Source organism: Hymenobacter sp., from assembly GCF_035709525.1.
Lineage (GTDB): Bacteria > Bacteroidota > Bacteroidia > Cytophagales > Hymenobacteraceae > Hymenobacter.
Genome location: NZ_DASTEP010000137.1, coordinates 1 through 17,564, shown reverse-complemented (window position 1 = coordinate 17,564; position 17,564 = coordinate 1). Strand labels below are relative to the sequence as shown.

The following is a 17,564-nucleotide window of genomic DNA, read 5'->3' as shown; positions in this document are numbered from 1 at the left end:
CCCTCTCCCGGAGGGGAGGGGCCGGGGGTGGGGTTACCCACAATAGCTTATGCACAAGTTCATCCACGGCATCCTAGGCTTTTCGCTCCGGAACCGGTCCTTTATTTTCTTTTGCACGGCGCTGGTGGTGGCCGCGGGGCTCTACAGCTACCGCCGCACGGCCATCGACGCGTTTCCGGACGTGACTAATACCCAGGTCACCATCATCACGCAGTGGCCGGGGCGCTCGGCCGAGGAGATTGAGAAATTCATCACCTTGCCCATCGAGGTGGCGCTGAACCCGGCGCAGAAAAAAACCAACATCCGCTCGACCACGCTCTTCGGGCTGTCGGTGGTGAAGGTGGTGTTTGACGACGACGTGGACGACGCCTTTGCCCGCGTGCAAGTTAATAATTTGCTACCCTCGGCGGCGCTGCCCGACGGCATCGAGCCCGAAGTGGAGCCGCCCTACGGCCCCACGGGTGAGATATTTCGCTACACCCTGGCGAGCGATACCTACGACGTGCGCGAGCTCAAAACCATTCAGGACTGGGTGATTGAGCGGCGCATTAAGTCGGTCGCGGGCGTGGCCGACGTCAACAGCTTTGGTGGCGAGGTCAAGAGCTACGAAATCAGCATCAACCCGCGCCGGCTGGCCGAGTACGACATCACGCCGCTCGATGTGTACGAATCGGTGGCGCGCTCCAACATCAATGTGGGCGGCGACATTATCGAGAAAAATGACGAAGCCTACGTGGTGCGCGGCATCGGCCTGCTGGGCACGCCGGAAGACATTCGCACCATAATTATTAAGAACGTAAACGGTACGCCCATCTTGGTGCGCAACGTGGCTGAGGTGCGCGAGTCGGCTCTGCCTCGCCTAGGGCAGGTGGGCCTCGATGGCAAGCCTGACGTGGTGGAGGGCATCGTGGTGATGCGCAAGGGCGAAAACCCCTCCGAAGTCATCACGCGCCTCAACGCCAAGGTGGCTGAGCTGAACGAGAAAATCCTGCCCGCGGGCGTCAAAATCAAGACCTTTTACAACCGTGAAACCCTCATCGGCTTCGCCGTGGGCACAGTGCAGCACAACCTGGTAGAAGGCATTGTGCTGGTGACGCTGGTGGTGCTACTCTTTATGGCCGACTGGCGCACCACAGTCGTGGTATCGGTCGTGATTCCGCTGGCGCTACTCTTTGCCTTTATCTGCCTGCGGCTGCGGGGCATGAGCGCCAACCTGCTGAGTATGGGTGCCATCGACTTCGGCATCATCGTGGATGGCGCGGTGGTGATGGTCGAGGGCATCTTCGTGGCCCTCGACCACCTGGCGCACCGGGTGGGCATGGCGAAGTTTAATAAGCTGGCCAAGCTGCGCCTCATCCGCAAGACGGGGGCCGAGATGGGCAAAACCATCTTCACGGCCAAGCTCATCATTATCACGGCCTTGCTGCCCATTTTCTCCTTCGAGAAGGTGGAGGGCAAAATGTTCAGCCCGCTGGCCTGGACGCTGGGCTTTGCCCTGCTGGGGGCGCTCATTACCACGCTCACGCTGGTGCCGGTGCTGGCTAGCCTGCTGCTGCGCCAGAATGTGCGGGAGAAAAACAACCCGTTTATCAACTTCGTGACGCGCGGCAGTCTGGCAGTTTTTCGGCGCGTGTACGCCCACAAAGCCGTGAGTTTGAGCTTCGCGGCGGTGTGGCTGGTGGTGGGTATCGGGGCGTTTCGGCTGCTAGGTACCGAGTTTTTGCCCCAGCTCGACGAAGGTTCGCTCTACGTGCGCGCCTCGCTACCGATGAGCATTTCGCTCACCAAATCGACGGAGCTGACCCAGCAGATGCGCGCCACCCTAGGCTCCTTTACGCAGGTGCAGCAGGTGCTGAGCCAGACCGGCCGCCCCAACGACGGCACCGACCCCACGGGCTTCTACAACGTGGAGTTTCACGTCGATACCAAGCACATTCCGGAGCTCAAAAGCCCGGCCTACCGCGAGGCCCTCATCGACAGCATGCAGCACAAGCTGCACGCGCTGCTGCCCACGGTGGTCTTTAACTTTTCGCAGCCCATCCAGGACAACGTGGAGGAAGCCGTGTCGGGTGTGAAGGGCTCCATCGCCGTGAAAATCTACGGCGACGACCTCACCTTCATCGACCAGAAAGCCGACAGCGTATACGCCATCCTGAGCCGCATCAAGGGCATCGAGGACCTGGGCGTGGTGCGCAACCTGGGCCAGCCCGAGCTGCACGTAGAGTTGGATGAGCAGCGCATGGCCCGCTACAACGTGAGCAAGGCCGACGCCAACGCGGTGGTCGAGCTGGCCATCGGCGGCAAGGAAGCCTCGCAACTCTACGAGGGCGAGCGGCGCTTCGGCATCCGCATCCGCTACCAGGAAGAATTTCGCAAAACGGAGGAGGAAATCGGCCGTCTGCTGGTGCCCACCCTCAGCGGCACCCAGATTCCGCTGCGCGAAATCGCCAAAATCAACCTGCTCACCGGCCCCTCCCTCATCTTCCGCGACGATACGCAGCGCTTCATCGCCATCAAGTTTTCGGTGCGCGGCCGCGACATGGGCTCCACCATCGAGGAGGCGCAGCAGCTAGTGAATGCCCGCGTGCCGCTGCCCAAGGGCTACGCCTATGCCTGGGCCGGCGACTTTGAAAACCAGCAGCGCGCCACCCAGCGCCTGGCCGTGGTGGTGCCCATCTCGCTGCTGCTCATCTTCTTCATTTTGTTCGTGCTGTTCGGCAATATGAAGGACGCCGGCCTGGTGCTGCTCAACGTGCCCTTCGCCATCACGGGCGGCATCGCGGCGCTGCTGCTCACGGGCACCAACTTCTCCATTTCGGCGGGCATCGGCTTCATCGCCCTGTTCGGCATCTGCATTCAGGATGGGGTTATTCTCATCACCGTTTTTAAGCAGAATATCTTGAAGAAAATGCCGCTCGACGCAGCCATTTACGAGGGCGTTACCTCCCGCATTCGACCCGTGCTGATGACGGCGATGATGGCCGCCATTGGCTTGTTTCCGGCCGCCATTAGCACCGGCATCGGCTCGCAGACGCAGAAGCCGCTAGCCATTGTTGTTATCGGCGGGCTGATAACGTCCACGGTGCTCACGCTCTTCATCTTCCCGCTCATTTTTGAGCGCACGCACGGCGAGTATCGGCGGCGGCAAGAGGCGCAGGGCGCGGCACCTAACGCCCTTTTGACGTAGCGTGAAGTCCAGCTACTGCGCGCTAACTCATTTTTTATGAGCTACCCACCCGCCTCTGTCCCAATAGCTTTGCAGCAGGCCGCGCCAGCTTTTCCTCCCCGATGTGGCCAGCCATTAGCACGGCGCGCCCGGGCGGGCAGCGCTGCACGGCGGCCGGATGGGCTTCGAGGCCCGGGGCCCTACTTGATGCTAAAGCTCACCGGAACGGTGTAATAGACGTTGACGGGCTTGCCGTCTTGTAAGCCCGGTTTAAAGCGCTTCAGGTTTTGCACCGCCAGCATGGCGGCTGCGTCGAGCATGGGGTGCGCGCTTTGGGTTACTTCGACTCGGGACGCTTCGCCGGCCGGGCTAACTACAAAGCGCAACAGCACCTTGCCCGTGATATTATCGCGCAGGGCCTCGGGCGGGTACACTACATTGTGCATGACGGCCAGCACCACGGCGCGCTCGCCCCCATCGCCCTCGGGGTACACCGGCCGCTGCCGATATTCGAAGAAGCGGATTTTCTTGCCGTCGGCGGCAAAGCACTGCGCAAGCGTTCGCTTCTTGCCGGCATAGCGCTCGTGGCGCTTGAGCTGCCCCGTGGGGTAGTAATAGAGGAGTTCCTGCGGCTCATCGTGGACGTAGGTAGAGCGGGATTCGAGTTGTCCGCTTTCAAACCAGGTTTCCAGCGTGCCGTGGGCGCTAAACTTGCGCACATGGTCGAACGTGCCACTGCTTTGCAACTTGCCGCTGAGGTAGTAATCCTTGACGGTGCCGGCAATACTATCGGAGTAAACCGTTTCGCGATAGTAGCGCGCCCCGGCCTCGGAGGGGAGCACGACAAAGGCGGAATCGAGAAACTCCTTTTTGGGGGCCGGGACGAGCTGCTGAGCCGAAGCGGCCGACGCCAGCCCGGCTACGAGTAGCGCGGATAGAAAGAGACGCGGCATAAAGTGACAGAAACTAAAAGTCCGCTATATTACTGCCTAGCCGCCGCTTGCCTAGCCAGCCACCTTTTCGCAGGACCCTCAGCCAACCGCGAAAACGACCCAAGCACACCGGTTTCCGGGGGCGTTTTTGTATCTGCCGGCTCCGGCCCGCCAACGCCCTTGGTACCGCCCCCGGCTCGGCGGCCGAGCCCCGCTGGCAGTGGCAAAAAGCCTGGGCCTAGAGCCGGGCCTACCCTAGCGGGCCGCTGGCAAAACCAACACCACCAGCGTGCCCATCACCACCAGCCGCCCGGCCGCGTCGGTGGCCACGGCTGGCAGCCATCTCACCTCGCACCATCCCTGCATCAGAGTAATTTCGACCTCAGGGTACGGGCGGGCTCGTAGCGCGAACTTTGTAGTGCGCGTTTTTGGGCACCCGAACCAAGAAAAACGCGCACTATAAAGTGCGCGCTACTATACACCGACGCCAAAACCGCTGTCATTAGCACTTCGATGGCACTACCTTTTTGCTGCTGAAAAACTAGCTGGAGCGACCCAGCAGCGGCGTCGGCACTCGCGGGGGCCTCCAGCGCGCCAGCCGATGTAGCCATCGGGCCGCACGAGCAGGCAGCCCGCTTCGGCTGTCTCGCGCAGGGCCGGCCAGCGCCCAACTTATCTATTTCGCCTATGCCACGAATATCCCGCAACTTCTTACTAGCCAGCAGCCTACTAGCAGCTTCCATTGCCTCGCACGCCCAGGTGGCGGCGCCCGCGCCCGCCAGCAAAATAGAAACCTTCCTGGTGCCCATCCGCCTGACGGTGGCCGCCGACGGCTCGGGCGAGTACCGCACCATTCAGGAGGCGGTGATGGCCGTGCGCGACTTTATGCAGGTGCCGGCCGTCATCTTCATCAAGAATGGCATTTATAAGGAAAAGCTGCTGATTCCGTCGCAAAAAACCAACCTTACGCTGCTGGGCGAAAGCCAGGAAGGCGTCGTCATCACCTACGGCGACTACTCGGGCGATGCCGAAAAACACAGCACCTACACCTCGGCCACGGTGCGCGTGCAGGGCAACGACTTCACGGCCGAGAATATCACCTTCGAAAACTCGGCCGGGCGCGTGGGCCAGGCCGTGGCCCTGCACGTGGAGGGCGACCGCGCCACCTTCCGCCACTGCCGCATGCTGGGCAACCAGGACACGCTGTACCTGGCCCTCGAAAACAGCCGGCAGTACTACCAGGACTGCCACATCGAGGGCACCACGGACTTCATTTTCGGCTCGAGCACGGCCGTTTTCGAGCGCTGCACCATTCACAGCAAACTTAATTCTTACATCACGGCGGCTTCTACCTGGCCCCGGCAGCCGTTTGGGCTGGTCTTTCTGAATTGCAAGCTCACGGCCGCGCCCGAAGCCACCAAGGTGTACCTCGGCCGGCCCTGGCGGCCCCACGCGCGCACCGTTTTTATTCACACCGAAATGGGCGCTCACATTCGGCCCGAGGGCTGGCAAAACTGGGGCAAAGCCAGCAACGAAGCCACCGCCTACTACGCCGAGTTTGGCAGCACCGGCCCCGGCGCTACTACCAACGGCCGGGTGCAGTGGGCGCGCCAGCTCACGGCCAGGGAAGCCCGGCGCTACACGCTCGAAAACATTTTTGCCGGTCTGGCAGGCTGGATGCCGGCGCGCAAGTAGTAGCATCCTGGCAACTAAAAACTACCGCCTACCCAACTCATACCTTTGAACTCCTAACTCAAAACTCAACAGAAGTGCCCACCGGAACCCTGCTCCTCATCGACGACGAAGCGCGCCTGCGCCAGCTGCTGGCCCAAGTGCTGGAGCTGGAAGGCTACACCGTGCTGCAAGCCCCCGATGCCTACCGGGGCCTGGCGCTGCTGGGGCAGCACGCCGCCGAGGTGCTGGTGGTGCTCAGCGACGTGAAGCTGCCCGACGCCCACGGCGTAGACCTGCTGCCCCGCTTCAAGGCGCTCGCGCCCGAGGCCGAGGTAGTGCTGCTCACGGCCTTCGGCACCATCCCCGACGGGGTGCGGGCCATGAAGCAGGGCGCCTTCGACTACCTCACCAAGGGCGATTTTGAGCAGCAATTGGTGGTAGTAGTGGAGCGCGCCGCCGAAAAAGCCCGCCTACGCCGCCGCGTGGCCGAGCTCGAAAAGCGCATGAGCCAGGGCCACACCTTCGAAACGATGATAGGCGAGGCACCCGCCCTGCGCCGCGCCCAAACCCTGGCCCGCCAGGTAGCGCCCACCGACAGCACCGTGCTGCTCGAAGGCCCCACGGGCGCGGGCAAGGAGCTCTTTGCCCAGGCCCTGCACCAGGCCAGCGGCCGCAAGGCCAAGCCCTTCGTGGCCGTCAACTGCTCGGCCTTTCCCAAAGATTTGCTTGAATCAGAGCTGTTCGGCTATAAAAAAGGCGCTTTCACGGGCGCGCTGGCCGATAAAAAAGGCTTGCTCGAAGAAGCCCACGGTGGCACGCTGTTCCTGGATGAAATCGGCGAGCTGGAACTGAACGTGCAAGCCAAGTTTCTGCGGGTGTTGGAACTGCAACAGTTCACCAAGCTCGGCGACACCAAGCCCACCAAGGTAGACGTGCGGCTGGTGGCCGCCACCAACCGCAACCTCAGGCAGGAAGCCGCGCAGGGTAATTTCCGGCCCGATTTGTACTACCGGCTCTCGGTATTCACCATCGTGGTGCCGCCGCTGGCCGACCGCCGCACCGATGTGCCGCTACTGGCCGCGTTTTTCTTGCAGCACTTCGCCGCCCGGCTGGCCAAGCGCCTGCCCGGCTTCGAGCCCGAAACGCTGGAGCTTTTACAGCGCTACCCCTGGCCCGGCAATGTGCGCGAGCTCAAGAACGTGCTGGAGCGCGCCGCCATCCTGGCCCCGGCCGGCGAGCTTTTGGCCCCGGCCTACCTGCCCGACGAGTTTCACGGGGCCACGGCCCGCCCGGCCACCGATGACGAAAGCCTGCGCGGGCTGGAAGCGCGGCACATTCAGCGCCTCATGGGCGAGCTGCTGGGCAATAAGCCGGAGGTGGCTAAGCGGCTGGGCATCGGGCTGACGACGTTGTACCGGAAGTTGCAGGAGTACGGGGTGGAATGAACGCCCATGGTACCTCACCCCCCGGCCCCTCTCCAAAAAAGAGGGGGAGCCTGACGCCTGATAACGTCCATTTTGCGGTCGGCTCCCCCTCTTTTTTGGAGAGGGGGCCGGGGGGTGAGGTTCCCACGCACCACAAGCGTAGCCTATCAGCAACATTCAGCTAACACACTCCCCGGAATTTTGTAGGATAATCCCAATTCCATCCCTGCAAAATGCCTAAAAACTACCCGCTACTCGCGCTGCTCATCGGCACGGCCGCGCTGGCCAGCTGCAAGAAAGACAGCGAGCCCGCTACCCTCACCTACCCCGCCTACACCGAGGCCAGCAACCCCAAGGCTCTCTCCACCGCCCCCAACGGCACGGTACTGTACAACGGCGGCTTCGGCTCGGCGCTCGCACCCGACCCCAACGACCCCACGGTATTTTACCTGCTCACCGACCGCGGCCCCAACGCGGCGGGCACGGCGGCCAACTCCATCATTTTTGGTAAGGCTGACTTTGCGCCGCAGATTGGCAAGTTTCGGATGAAGGACGGGCAACTAACCCTAGAGCAAACCATCCTGCTCAAAAACGCCAGCGGCCAGCCGCTTACCGGCCTGCCCAACCCCGCCGGCCAGGGCAGCACCGGCGAAACGGCCTACGACCTGAGCGGCAACGCGCTGGGCACCAGCGCCGACGGCATCGACTCAGAAGGCCTGGTACTGGCCGCCGATGGCACGTTTTGGATTAGCGACGAGTACGGCCCACACCTGGCGCATTTCGACGCCTCGGGCAAGCAATTGGAGCGCATCAACCCCTTCGGCAGCGGCCAGGGCGGGCGCACGCTGCCGCTGGTGCTGGCCAAGCGCCGCCCCAACCGCGGCATGGAGGGCCTCTGCCTCACGCCCGATGGCAAAACGCTGGTCGGCCTGATGCAGTCGCCCATGTACAACCCCTCGTCGGCGGCCGTGAGCGGCTCCACGGTGCTGCGGGTCGTGACCTTCGATATCGCCAGCGGCGCGACCAAGCAGTACGCCTACCTCATGGACAACGCCAGCCTGACGGGGTGCAGCGAAATCGCGGCCATCACCAACACTACCTTCCTGGCGTTGGAGCGCGACGGCCTCTACGGCGGCAACTCAACCTCACCGGCCACCTTCAAGCGCGTGTATAAATTTGACTTGGCGGGCGCTACCGACATCTCGGACGCCAGCAATACCGCCAACGGCAAACTGTATAACAACCTGACCGTGGAGCAGCTCAAAGACCAAACTGGCCTGACCACCGCTGGCGTGGTACCGGTGACCAAAACGCTGGTGCTCGACCTGCTGAAAGACATCTCGCCGGTGTACCCGCACGACAAGGCCGAGGGCCTGGCCCTTATCGGCACCGACCGGCTGGCCATCTCCAATGACGACGACTTTGGGGTAGTTGATAATGGCAGCAACGGCTTTGCTTCCAAGATTTTGCCCGCTACCGGCAAGGTCGATGTCAACCGCATCTACTTCGTGCAGCTGCCCAAGCCGCTGCGCTAGCCGCCCGGTAGTGCCGCCGCGCGGGCGGCCCGCCCCCATTCTCAAAAAGCCGCTGCCAAAGCTCCCCAGCTTTGGCAGCGGCTTTTTAAGTACCTTGTTCAGCAAGTAAGCGCACATTGCCCGGCGCTTTAGCGCCGGGATTTAGCCGCGCTATGCTTCCCGGGGCTTTAGCCCATGCTGGCACCGATATGGGCTAAAGCCCCGGGAAAATGGGCGGCCCGCAACCCCGGCGCTAAAGCGCCGGGCAATATCCGCTTACTTCCTGAACAGGGTACTTAGTGGGCCTAGTATTGGCCTGTAATGTGCGCGCAGTGGCCGCGAGTAATGCCCCGCCGCGTTGCTGGCGTTATTTCGCACTCATGTCCTTAAAAACCCAAATCCGCCTCGGCGTTTTCATCATGCTGGGGCTGCTGCTGAGCCTGGGCGGCTACGTCATTTTTACGGTGCACGAGCTGGAATACGAAGCGCCCGCCGTGCAGCAGGCCAACGCCCGCCTGGCGCAGCACGCGGTGTATTTATTCTTGGGCATCAGCACCTTGCTGGGCATCTTGCTGATGGTGCGGCTGCCGCGCCTGGTGGTGCGCCCGCTGCACCGCCTCACCGCCGACGTAGAGCGGGTGGCCGGCCCCGGCCCGGCTACCCGCGTGGCGGTGGCCAAAAACAACGAAGTCGGCACCGTGGCCGCCGCCGTCAACCGCGTGCTGCGCCAGGCCGAAGACGAACGCCGTGCCACCCTGGCCGAGCTTATCACCCAGCGCAACCGCACCGATAGCCTCGTGCGCAGCCTCGATGAAGGCCTATTGCTCATTGACCAGCAAGGCATTATCGTGCTGGCTAACCCCGTAGCCTGCCTGCTGCTGGGCGGCACCCCGGCCAAAGACCTGCTGGGCCGCCCCGCCGAGCAGGTAGCCCAGCACAACGAGATGCTGCGCGAGTGGCTGACCTCGCTGCACGCCCCACAGCCGGCCGACAGCGGCAGCCTGGGGCCCACGTTTCTGGTTCGCCCGCACGGCGAGAATCTGCACTACCAGCTCACCGTCACAGCCATTGAGGCTTTCAACGAAGACCTGCAAAAGCCCGAGCCGGCCGGCCATGTTTTTTGCCTGCGCAACGTGTCCGATTTCAAAAACCTCGACCAGCTGAAATCGACTTTTCTGGCCACGATTTCGCACGAGCTCAAAACGCCGCTGGCCAGCATCAACCTCAGCCTCATGCTTTTGGGCGACGAGCGCCTGGCCGCCGCCAAGCGCCAGGAAATCGCCGACGGCATCCGGGCCGAAACCCAGCGGCTGCTGGGGCTGGTAGGCCAGCTCATCGAAGTAGCGCGGCTCGACGCGGGCGGCGCGCTCAAGCTAAACCCGCAGCAGGTGCCGCTGCCCGAGGTAGTGCGCTACGCCACCGAAACCATTAAGGCCCAGCTCAATGACAAGGCCCTGAACCTGCGCGTGCAGCTGGCCGAGCCGCTGCCCGCCGCCCAGGCCGACCTCGAAAAAACCACCTGGGTGCTCATCAATCTGCTGTCCAACGCCATCCGCTACTCGCCGCACGGGGCCAACCTCACTATCAAGGCCAAGCCCTGGGGCGAAATGGTACAATTAAGCGTTGAAGACGAAGGGCCGGGCATTCCCAAGGAGTACCACATCCGCATCTTTCAGCGCTTTGCGGGCGGCCCCAGGGCGGCCGGAATGCCGGGCGGCGGCTCGGGGCTGGGCCTGAGCATCAGCCGCGAATTTATCACAGCGCAGGGCGGGCAGCTGTGGGTCGAAAGCCAGCCGGGGCACGGCAGCTGCTTCACCTTTACGCTGCCGGCGGTGGCATAAAGCCAGCCGCGGCCAGCGCCTCGCGGCTGCGGTGCTGGCACTGCGTAAGCCACACCGTGAGCGGGCCTTCTTCGGAGAAAAACGCGACCTGGGCCGCGCTGCCGGCAGGCGCTACCATCTCGCGCATCATGCTGGGCGATAGCAAGTACGCCAAGTAAACCGGCTTGGCCAGGCGGCCCGCCAGCTCGGGCATAAAGCGTTGCAGCAGCCAGCGCCGGGTGTCGGCGTCGGGCAGCGTATCGCGGCCGCGCAGGTCGAGCAGCCAGTAGGGGCAGTTGGTTTGGCGGGCCAGGCGCAGCATGGCCCGGTAGCCCGCCCGAAACTCGGCCGCCGACACCGGCCGCTGCCAGCGGCCCACGAGCCGGTGCAGGTCGGGGCGGTAGCGCAGGGTGAGGTAGTCAGGCTGGACGAGGGCAATGGCGAGCGCGCACATGGCAAACCAAAAGTTAGGTTGACAAAGAGAAAAATCTAGTAAGCATTTGTCATTCAATGCTTAATAACAACGTTAAACAAGTCAAAAACACGTTTGTCATGCTGAGCGGAGCGCAGCGAAGCCGAAGCATCTCTACCGCTTCTGCCAAACCCGCTCGACGGTGCGATAGAGATGCTTCGGTAAGCTCAGCATGACAGACGCGAGGGCTTTTTAAGTGGCGCTCGCAAGGTGCGGCGCACTGCATGACTTACCTGTGAAATCGGAGCCTTTTTTTAGATTTTTTCAATAAGTTGCTACCAGGAGGCCACAAAGGTGGCCGGGCGTTGCGTTGGCCGGAGCTAGTATCGGCCAGCACGGGCGATTTGCAGACCAACACCCCGATTGCCTCGGGCACGCGGGCCGGGTTTTCGGCCCGAACTTTGGAACATGACCCGCCTTTTGCTGCTGCTCTTCGTGCTGACCGCCCCTACCCTTGCCACCGCGCAAAAGCGCCCGACCGATGCCTTCCCGCTGGCCACCTACCCCGTGTACAGCGGCCCCGACCTGGGGCTGACCTTTGACCGCGCCGGGCGGGGCACGCTGCGCGTGTGGGCCCCCACCGCCGAGGCGCTGCGCCTGCGCCTCTATGCGGCCGGCGCGGGCGGCGCGGCCACCGCCACGCATGAGCTAACTCGCAGTACTGCCGGCACCTGGACGCTGGCGCTACCCGCCGGCACCACCGGCTTTTACACCGTGCAGGCCACCATCAAAGGCCGGGCGATGGCCGAGGTGTGCGAGCCCTACGCCCGGGCTGTGGGCGTGAACGGCCGCCGCGCCGCCTGGCTCGCCCCCACCACCGCCGCACCCACTGGCTGGGCCGACGACCTACGCCCCAAGCCCGGCGCGCTTACCGACATCGTGGTGGGTGAAGCGAGTGTACGCGACCTGTCCATTGCGCCCACTTCTGGTATTCAGCACAAAGGCCAGTACCTGGGCCTGACGGAGGAAAACACTACTGGGCCGGGCGGCGTGCGCACCGGCCTGAGCCACTTGCTGGAACTAGGCATCACGCATTTGCACTTACTGCCTACCTATGATTTTGCGGCCATTGATGAGAGCCGGCCGCCCGCGCCCGACAAGTACAGCTGGGGCTACGACCCGCTGAATTATTTCGTACCCGAAGGCTCGTATGCCACCGATGCACTCGACCCGGCCGTGCGTATTCGGGAGTACAAGCAGCTGGTGCAGACGTTGCACGACCACCAGCTGCGCGTGATTTCCGACGTGGTGTTCAACCACGTGGCCGACGCGGGCACGAGCGCGTTTGAGCAACTGGTGCCGGGCTACTACTTCCGCTACAACGCCGATGGCTCGTACTCCAACGCCACGGCCTGCGGCAACGAAGTAGCCTCCGAGCGGCCGATGGTGCGCAAGCTCATCGTGGACTGCGTGAGCTACTGGGCGCGCGAGTACCACGTCGATGGCTTCCGCTTCGACCTTATGGGCGTGCTCGACCTCGAAACCATGCGCGCCGTGCGCGTGGCCCTCGACCAGCAAGACCACAGCATCTTCGTCTACGGCGAAGGCTGGGCGGCCGGCCCCAGCCCCCTGCCCGAAGCTCAGCGCGCCGTGAAAGCCAACGTGGCTCGGCTGCCGCGCATCGCCGCCTTCGGCGACGAGCTGCGCGACGGCGTGAAGGGCCACTACGCCCGCCAGGCCGAGGGCGGCTTCGCGGGCGGCCAGACGGGGCTGGCGGAAAGCGTGAAATTCGGCATCGTGGGCGCTACCCAGCACCCGCAAATCGACTACGCCCAGGTCAATTACAGCAAAGCGCCCTGGGCCAGCCAACCCGGCCAAGCTATCAACTACGTATCGTGCCACGACGACCGCCTGTTGTGGGACAAGCTCGCCGTAGCTCACCCCGCGCTATCAGAGGCAGATTTAATCAAGCTCGACGTGCTGAGCAACACCATCGTGTTCACCTCGCAGGGTATCCCGTTTCTGCCTATTGGCGACGAGTTTTTGCGCACCAAAAAAGGCGCCAGCAACTCTTACAACCTGCCCGACAGCATCAACCAGCTCGACTGGGCGCGTAAGGCGAAGTACCAGCCAGTATTTACCTTTTACCGCCAGTTGCTGGCGCTGCGCAAGGCCCACCCGGCTTTCCGGCTACCGACCCAGGAGTTGATTGCCCAGCACCTGAAATTCCTGCCCGGTGCGCCGGCCGGCACCATCGCCTACCAGCTACTCGACCACGCGGGCGGCGACCAGTGGCAAACTATTACGGTACTCTTCAATGGCACCGGGCAGGCGGCTACGATGCCCGTGCCGGCCGGTCGCTACTCGGCGGTGCTTCGTGGGCTGGAGATTAATCAGCGCGGGCTGGGGCCGGTAGTGAGCGGCGGCGCGGTGGAGGTAGCGGCGTATTCGGCGCTGGTGCTGGTGCAATAGCGGCTAATTAGCTGCTACTGCTTCAATATGTATCGCAGGAGCACTTTCTGGCTGCACTTTAATCCAAGCAATAATATCCTCTATCTCCTTCCTGGATAGCCCGAAAGAAGGCATTTGCTGCTTACCATTCTCATTGTATAGCTTCACACCGTACTCATCGCCACTGGCAATGACTTTAGCTGAGTTTTGAACCCACGATACAATCCACGGCATAGGACGACGCTTATCTATATCGGCTAATTTTGGCCCTACTACCTGTTGATAAACAGAATGACATTGCGCACAATTAGCTTTAAAAAGTGCGTCACCTGATATGATAGCAGCAGCTTCGGCAGTTGAAGCAGGTATGTATGTGCTCGCTACTGAAACCCTATCTCTAGGAATTACCGGGCCCTCGTCGGCGGGCTGTTGCTCCTCGGCTTCATAGAACTCCGCAGGCATGATGCTGACCAGCCCAGCCATGCTAAGGGTTCCCACTCCCAATAGAATGATGATAAGGCCCATGCCCACAGCAAGGGCGAGGCCGGCAAAATTTGTCCGCATACCACAGTCGTTTATGTGAGCGATACTCTTTGACTAAGGTATAACCAAAAGCGGAGCAGTTTGCTTAATAAGTTCTTCCTATTTAGTACTGGTGCGGCGAGCCGCTAGCTTTTCGGCAAAAACCACCGAACTTCGCGCCACTACCATTTCTTTCTCATGGCAACCTCCACCCTCACCGGCCTGCGGGCCGGCGTACTGCACGGCGACGAAGTGCAGCAGCTTTTCCAACACGCCAAGGCCAACGGCTACGCCCTGCCCGCCGTGAACGTGACCGGCACCGACACCGTGAATGCCGTGCTCGAAGCGGCCCGCGACCTCAACTCGCCGGTTATCATTCAGTTTTCGAATGGCGGCGCGCAATTTTTCGCCGGCAAGGGCCTGGCCAACGACAAGCAGCAAGCCAGCATCGCGGGCGGCATTTCGGGCGCGCACCACGTGCACCTGATGGCCGAGGCCTACGGCGTGCCCGTGATTTTGCACACCGACCACGCCGCCAAAAAGCTGCTGCCCTGGATTGACGGCCTGCTCGAAGCCGGCGAGAAATTCTACGCCGAGCACGGCCAGCCGCTCTACAGCTCGCACATGCTCGACTTGTCGGAAGAACCGATTGAAGAGAATATCGAAGTCTGCGTGAAATACCTGGAGCGTATGGCCAAAATCGGCATGACGCTCGAAATCGAGCTCGGCGTGACGGGCGGCGAAGAAGACGGCGTGGACAACTCCGACGTGGATTCTTCGAAGCTTTACACCCAGCCCGAGGAAGTGGCCTACGCCTACGAGCACCTGAGTGCCGTGAGCCCGCGCTTCACTATCGCGGCGGCTTTTGGCAACGTGCACGGCGTGTATAAGCCCGGCAACGTGAAGCTGCAACCCAAGATTTTGCACAACTCGCAGGAGTTTCTGCGCCAGAAGCACAACATCGAGGAGGCGCTGCCCATCAACTTCGTGTTCCACGGCGGCTCGGGCTCAAGCCAGGAGGAAATCCGCGAGGCCATCAGCTACGGGGCCATCAAGATGAACATTGACACCGACTTGCAGTGGGCGTTCTGGGAAGGCATTCAGCAGTACTACGTGAAAAACGAAGGCTTCCTGCAAGGCCAAATCGGCAACCCCACCGGGACCGACTCGCCCAACAAGAAGTACTACGACCCGCGCGTGTGGCTGCGCAAGGGCGAGGAGACGTTTGTGAAGCGCCTGAAAGTGGCGTTTGAGGACTTGAACGCCGTGAACCGCCGGCCCTAGGCTGCTACTCAAACGCATAAGGCCGTCATGCTGAGCGCAGCGTAGCGGAGTCGAAGCATCTCTACCTAAATACTAACTTCTAAGGCTAACAACGAAGCGGTAGAGATGCTTCGACTCCGCTGCGCTCCGCTCAGCATGACAAACGTAAAAGCCCTGCGCCCTACCCAGGCGCGGGGCTTTTTACTTTTGCGCCCCGCCCTATCCTACCCCATGAAAATCCTGCTAGTCGAAGACGAGCCCAAGCTGGCCTCGTTCATTAAGAAAGGGCTGACCAGTGAGGGCTACGACCTGCTCATCGCCTACGACGGGCAAATGGGCCTCGCGCTAACCCAGCAGCAGCCGTTTGACCTCATCATTCTCGACGTCAACCTACCGCTGCTCAATGGCTTCGAGCTGTGCCGCCGCATCCGGGTCGACTACCCGCACGTGCCGGTTATTTTCCTCACGGCCTTCGATAGCCTGGAAGACAAGGTGCAGGGCTTCGAAGCCGGGGCCGACGACTACCTGGTGAAGCCCTTCGCCTTTCAGGAGCTGCTGCTGCGGGTGCGGGCGCTGGGCCGCCGCCAGCAGGCGGCTGAGGCCGTGCGCCACGTCATCAGTCTGGCCGACTTGGAGCTTAACCTCGACGCCAAAGTAGTGACCCGCGCCGGTCAGCGCATCGACCTTACTACCAAGGAATACGCGCTGCTGGAGTATTTGCTCTTAAATCAGGGCCGCATTATCTCGCGGGTGGCGATTGCCGAGCACGTATGGGACGTGAATTTTGATACCAATACCAACCTCGTGGACGTGTACGTGAGCTACCTGCGCAAGAAGCTGGACCGGGGCTTTTCGCCCAAGCTCATCCATACCGTAGTGGGCATGGGCTACGTGATGCGGGCGGAGTAAGGATTATAGACTGCGTCCGTCATGCTGAGCGTAGCGCAGCGGAGTCGAAGCATCTCTACCACTTCTCTGCTAAACGTAGGGATTAGTTCACCGATAGAGATGCTTCGACTTCGCTGCGCTACGCTCAGCATGACGGTGCAAAGCAAACAACTACCATGCTCATCCGCACCAAGCTTATCCTGCGCTTTACCATCCTCGTGGCGGGGCTGCTGGTGGTGTTTTCGGCGTTTGTGTACTACTTCCAAGCGGCGGCGCGGCAGCAGCGCTTCGTGCACCGCATGGAAGCCAGCGCCCTGTTGGCGGCGCGGGTGCTCATCCGGAGCGGGCACCCGGCGGGGCCGGTGCACCCGCGCGATTTGCTGATGATGACCGGCGAGCGCCTGCGCGTGCGCGGCCCCGGCGGGCAAACGCTTTTTGCCGAGGCCGCCCCCGTGCCGCCCGGCCTGGCCGGCCAGCTCGAAAGCACCTGGGTGCGCTACAAGGCGCAGGGCGTTACCTACCGGGTTGAAATCGCGGCCATTGACCGGCTGGGCCGCTCGCAGCTCGACACGCTGCGGCTGATACTGGTAGTGGGCAACGTGGGTACGCTGCTGCTCATCATCCTGGCCGGCTGGGTGCTGGCTAATCAGTTTTTGCAACCCATTGCCCGCGTGGTCGAGCAGGTCGAATTGATAACGGCTTCCAACCTCGGCCAGCGCGTAGACGAGGGCAACCGGCGCGATGAGGTAGCGCGCCTGGCCATCACCTTCAACCAAATGCTGGCCGGCGTGGAGCAGGCGTTTGAGGCGCAGAAAAGCTTTCTCTCGCACGCTTCGCACGAGTTGCGCACGCCGCTAGCCACGCTATTGGGCACGCTCGAAACCTCGCTGGCCTACGACGACAACCTGACCGACAGCAAGGAAAGCATCGCCTCGGGCCTCGAAGATGTGCGCCACCTCATCGCCCTCACCAACGGCCTGCTCACGCTGGCCCGCGCCGACGCGCCCTCGCCCCGCCTGCTGCCCGTGCGCCTCGATGAATGCCTGACCACGGCCCTGGCCTACGCCCAGGCCAAGTACCCCGGCCACGAAGTGCAGCTCAGCATCGGCCCGGCCCCCGCCGACGCGCCCGAGCCCTTCGGCCTGCCCGGCAACGCCGAGCTGCTAACCACGGCCTTGTTCAACTTGCTCGACAATGCCTGCAAGTACTCTCAAGCCGCTGTAGCTGTGTCATTAAGCTACGTCGATGCCAATACGCTGGAAATTCGCGTACAGGACAGCGGTCCCGGCATCACGCCCGCCGACCAGGCGCGGCTGTTCGAGCCGCTGTTTCGGGCGCGCAGCGCGGCCGGGCGGCCGGGCTTTGGGCTGGGGCTGCCGCTGGCGCAGAAGGTAGTGCGCTTGCACGGCGGGCAGCTGGCGATAGAGTCGGTGGTGGGGACGGGGACTACGGCCACGGTGCGGCTGCCGGGGTAGCGTGAACCTCACCCCCCGGCCCC

13 protein-coding genes are annotated in these 17,564 nt (G+C 62.5%); 9 read left to right on the top strand and 4 right to left on the bottom strand.

What is annotated here, in order from left to right; all coding sequences use genetic code 11:
* The first annotated feature begins 49 nt into the window (after positions 1-49).
* Positions 50-3,187: a CusA/CzcA family heavy metal efflux RND transporter gene (locus VFO93_RS12170; RefSeq protein WP_325134644.1), complete on the top strand. Its 3,138-nt coding sequence runs from the start codon at positions 50-52 to the stop codon at positions 3,185-3,187.
* Between the two features lie 179 nt (positions 3,188-3,366).
* Here the strand turns inward: VFO93_RS12170 and VFO93_RS12165 are convergent, their stop codons facing one another.
* Both VFO93_RS12165 and VFO93_RS22370 read right to left on the bottom strand, forming a co-directional pair.
* Positions 3,367-4,119, bottom strand: coding sequence for a TonB family protein (locus tag VFO93_RS12165; RefSeq protein ID WP_325134643.1), 753 nt, complete (start codon positions 4,117-4,119; stop codon positions 3,367-3,369).
* Between the two features lie 498 nt (positions 4,120-4,617).
* Positions 4,618-4,752 carry a hypothetical protein gene (locus tag VFO93_RS22370; protein WP_414653572.1) on the bottom strand — a complete coding sequence of 45 codons (135 nt, stop codon included), beginning with the start codon at positions 4,750-4,752 and terminating at the stop codon, positions 4,618-4,620.
* Positions 4,753-4,785: 33 nt separating this feature from the next.
* Between VFO93_RS22370 and VFO93_RS12160 the strand changes: the two genes are divergently transcribed.
* The 4 genes from VFO93_RS12160 to VFO93_RS12145 all read left to right on the top strand — a co-directional run bounded on the left by VFO93_RS12160 (position 4,786) and on the right by VFO93_RS12145 (position 10,551).
* The gene (locus tag VFO93_RS12160) at positions 4,786-5,793 is read left to right on the top strand and encodes a pectinesterase family protein (RefSeq protein WP_325134642.1); all 1,008 of its coding nucleotides are present in this window, start codon (positions 4,786-4,788) and stop codon (positions 5,791-5,793) included.
* Positions 5,794-5,867: 74 nt separating this feature from the next.
* The gene (locus tag VFO93_RS12155) at positions 5,868-7,217 is read left to right on the top strand and encodes a sigma-54 dependent transcriptional regulator (protein WP_325134641.1); all 1,350 of its coding nucleotides are present in this window, start codon (positions 5,868-5,870) and stop codon (positions 7,215-7,217) included.
* 212 nt (positions 7,218-7,429) lie between these two features.
* Positions 7,430-8,731, top strand: a complete 1,302-nt coding sequence (locus tag VFO93_RS12150) for an esterase-like activity of phytase family protein (protein ID WP_325134640.1) — start codon at positions 7,430-7,432, stop codon at positions 8,729-8,731.
* Between the two features lie 359 nt (positions 8,732-9,090).
* Positions 9,091-10,551 (top strand): sensor histidine kinase, encoded by a 1,461-nt coding sequence (locus VFO93_RS12145; protein WP_325134639.1) that lies wholly within the window; start codon positions 9,091-9,093, stop codon positions 10,549-10,551.
* On the opposite strand, the gene VFO93_RS12140 is transcribed toward VFO93_RS12145, so the two are convergent.
* Positions 10,529-10,984 carry a hypothetical protein gene (locus tag VFO93_RS12140; RefSeq protein WP_325134638.1) on the bottom strand — a complete coding sequence of 152 codons (456 nt, stop codon included), beginning with the start codon at positions 10,982-10,984 and terminating at the stop codon, positions 10,529-10,531. The two genes, VFO93_RS12145 and VFO93_RS12140, sit on opposite strands and share 23 nt — an antisense overlap.
* Positions 10,985-11,410: 426 nt before the next feature.
* Between VFO93_RS12140 and pulA the strand changes: the two genes are divergently transcribed.
* Positions 11,411-13,414, top strand: coding sequence for a type I pullulanase (pulA, locus tag VFO93_RS12135; RefSeq protein WP_325134637.1), 2,004 nt, complete (start codon positions 11,411-11,413; stop codon positions 13,412-13,414).
* 3 nt (positions 13,415-13,417) lie between these two features.
* On the opposite strand, the gene VFO93_RS12130 is transcribed toward pulA, so the two are convergent.
* Positions 13,418-13,918 (bottom strand): cytochrome c, encoded by a 501-nt coding sequence (locus VFO93_RS12130; protein WP_325134636.1) that lies wholly within the window; start codon positions 13,916-13,918, stop codon positions 13,418-13,420.
* A 195-nt stretch (positions 13,919-14,113) separates the two neighbouring features.
* On the opposite strand from VFO93_RS12130, the gene fbaA reads away from it, so the two are divergent.
* From fbaA to VFO93_RS12115, 3 genes are all read left to right on the top strand, one after another.
* On the top strand, positions 14,114-15,199 hold the full coding sequence (fbaA, locus tag VFO93_RS12125; RefSeq protein WP_325134635.1) for a class II fructose-bisphosphate aldolase: 1,086 nt from the start codon (positions 14,114-14,116) through the stop codon (positions 15,197-15,199).
* 210 nt (positions 15,200-15,409) lie between these two features.
* On the top strand, positions 15,410-16,087 hold the full coding sequence (locus VFO93_RS12120; protein WP_325134634.1) for a response regulator transcription factor: 678 nt from the start codon (positions 15,410-15,412) through the stop codon (positions 16,085-16,087).
* Positions 16,088-16,242: 155 nt separating this feature from the next.
* The gene (locus VFO93_RS12115; RefSeq protein WP_325134633.1) at positions 16,243-17,541 is read left to right on the top strand and encodes a HAMP domain-containing sensor histidine kinase; all 1,299 of its coding nucleotides are present in this window, start codon (positions 16,243-16,245) and stop codon (positions 17,539-17,541) included.
* The last annotated feature ends 23 nt before the right edge of the window (positions 17,542-17,564 follow it).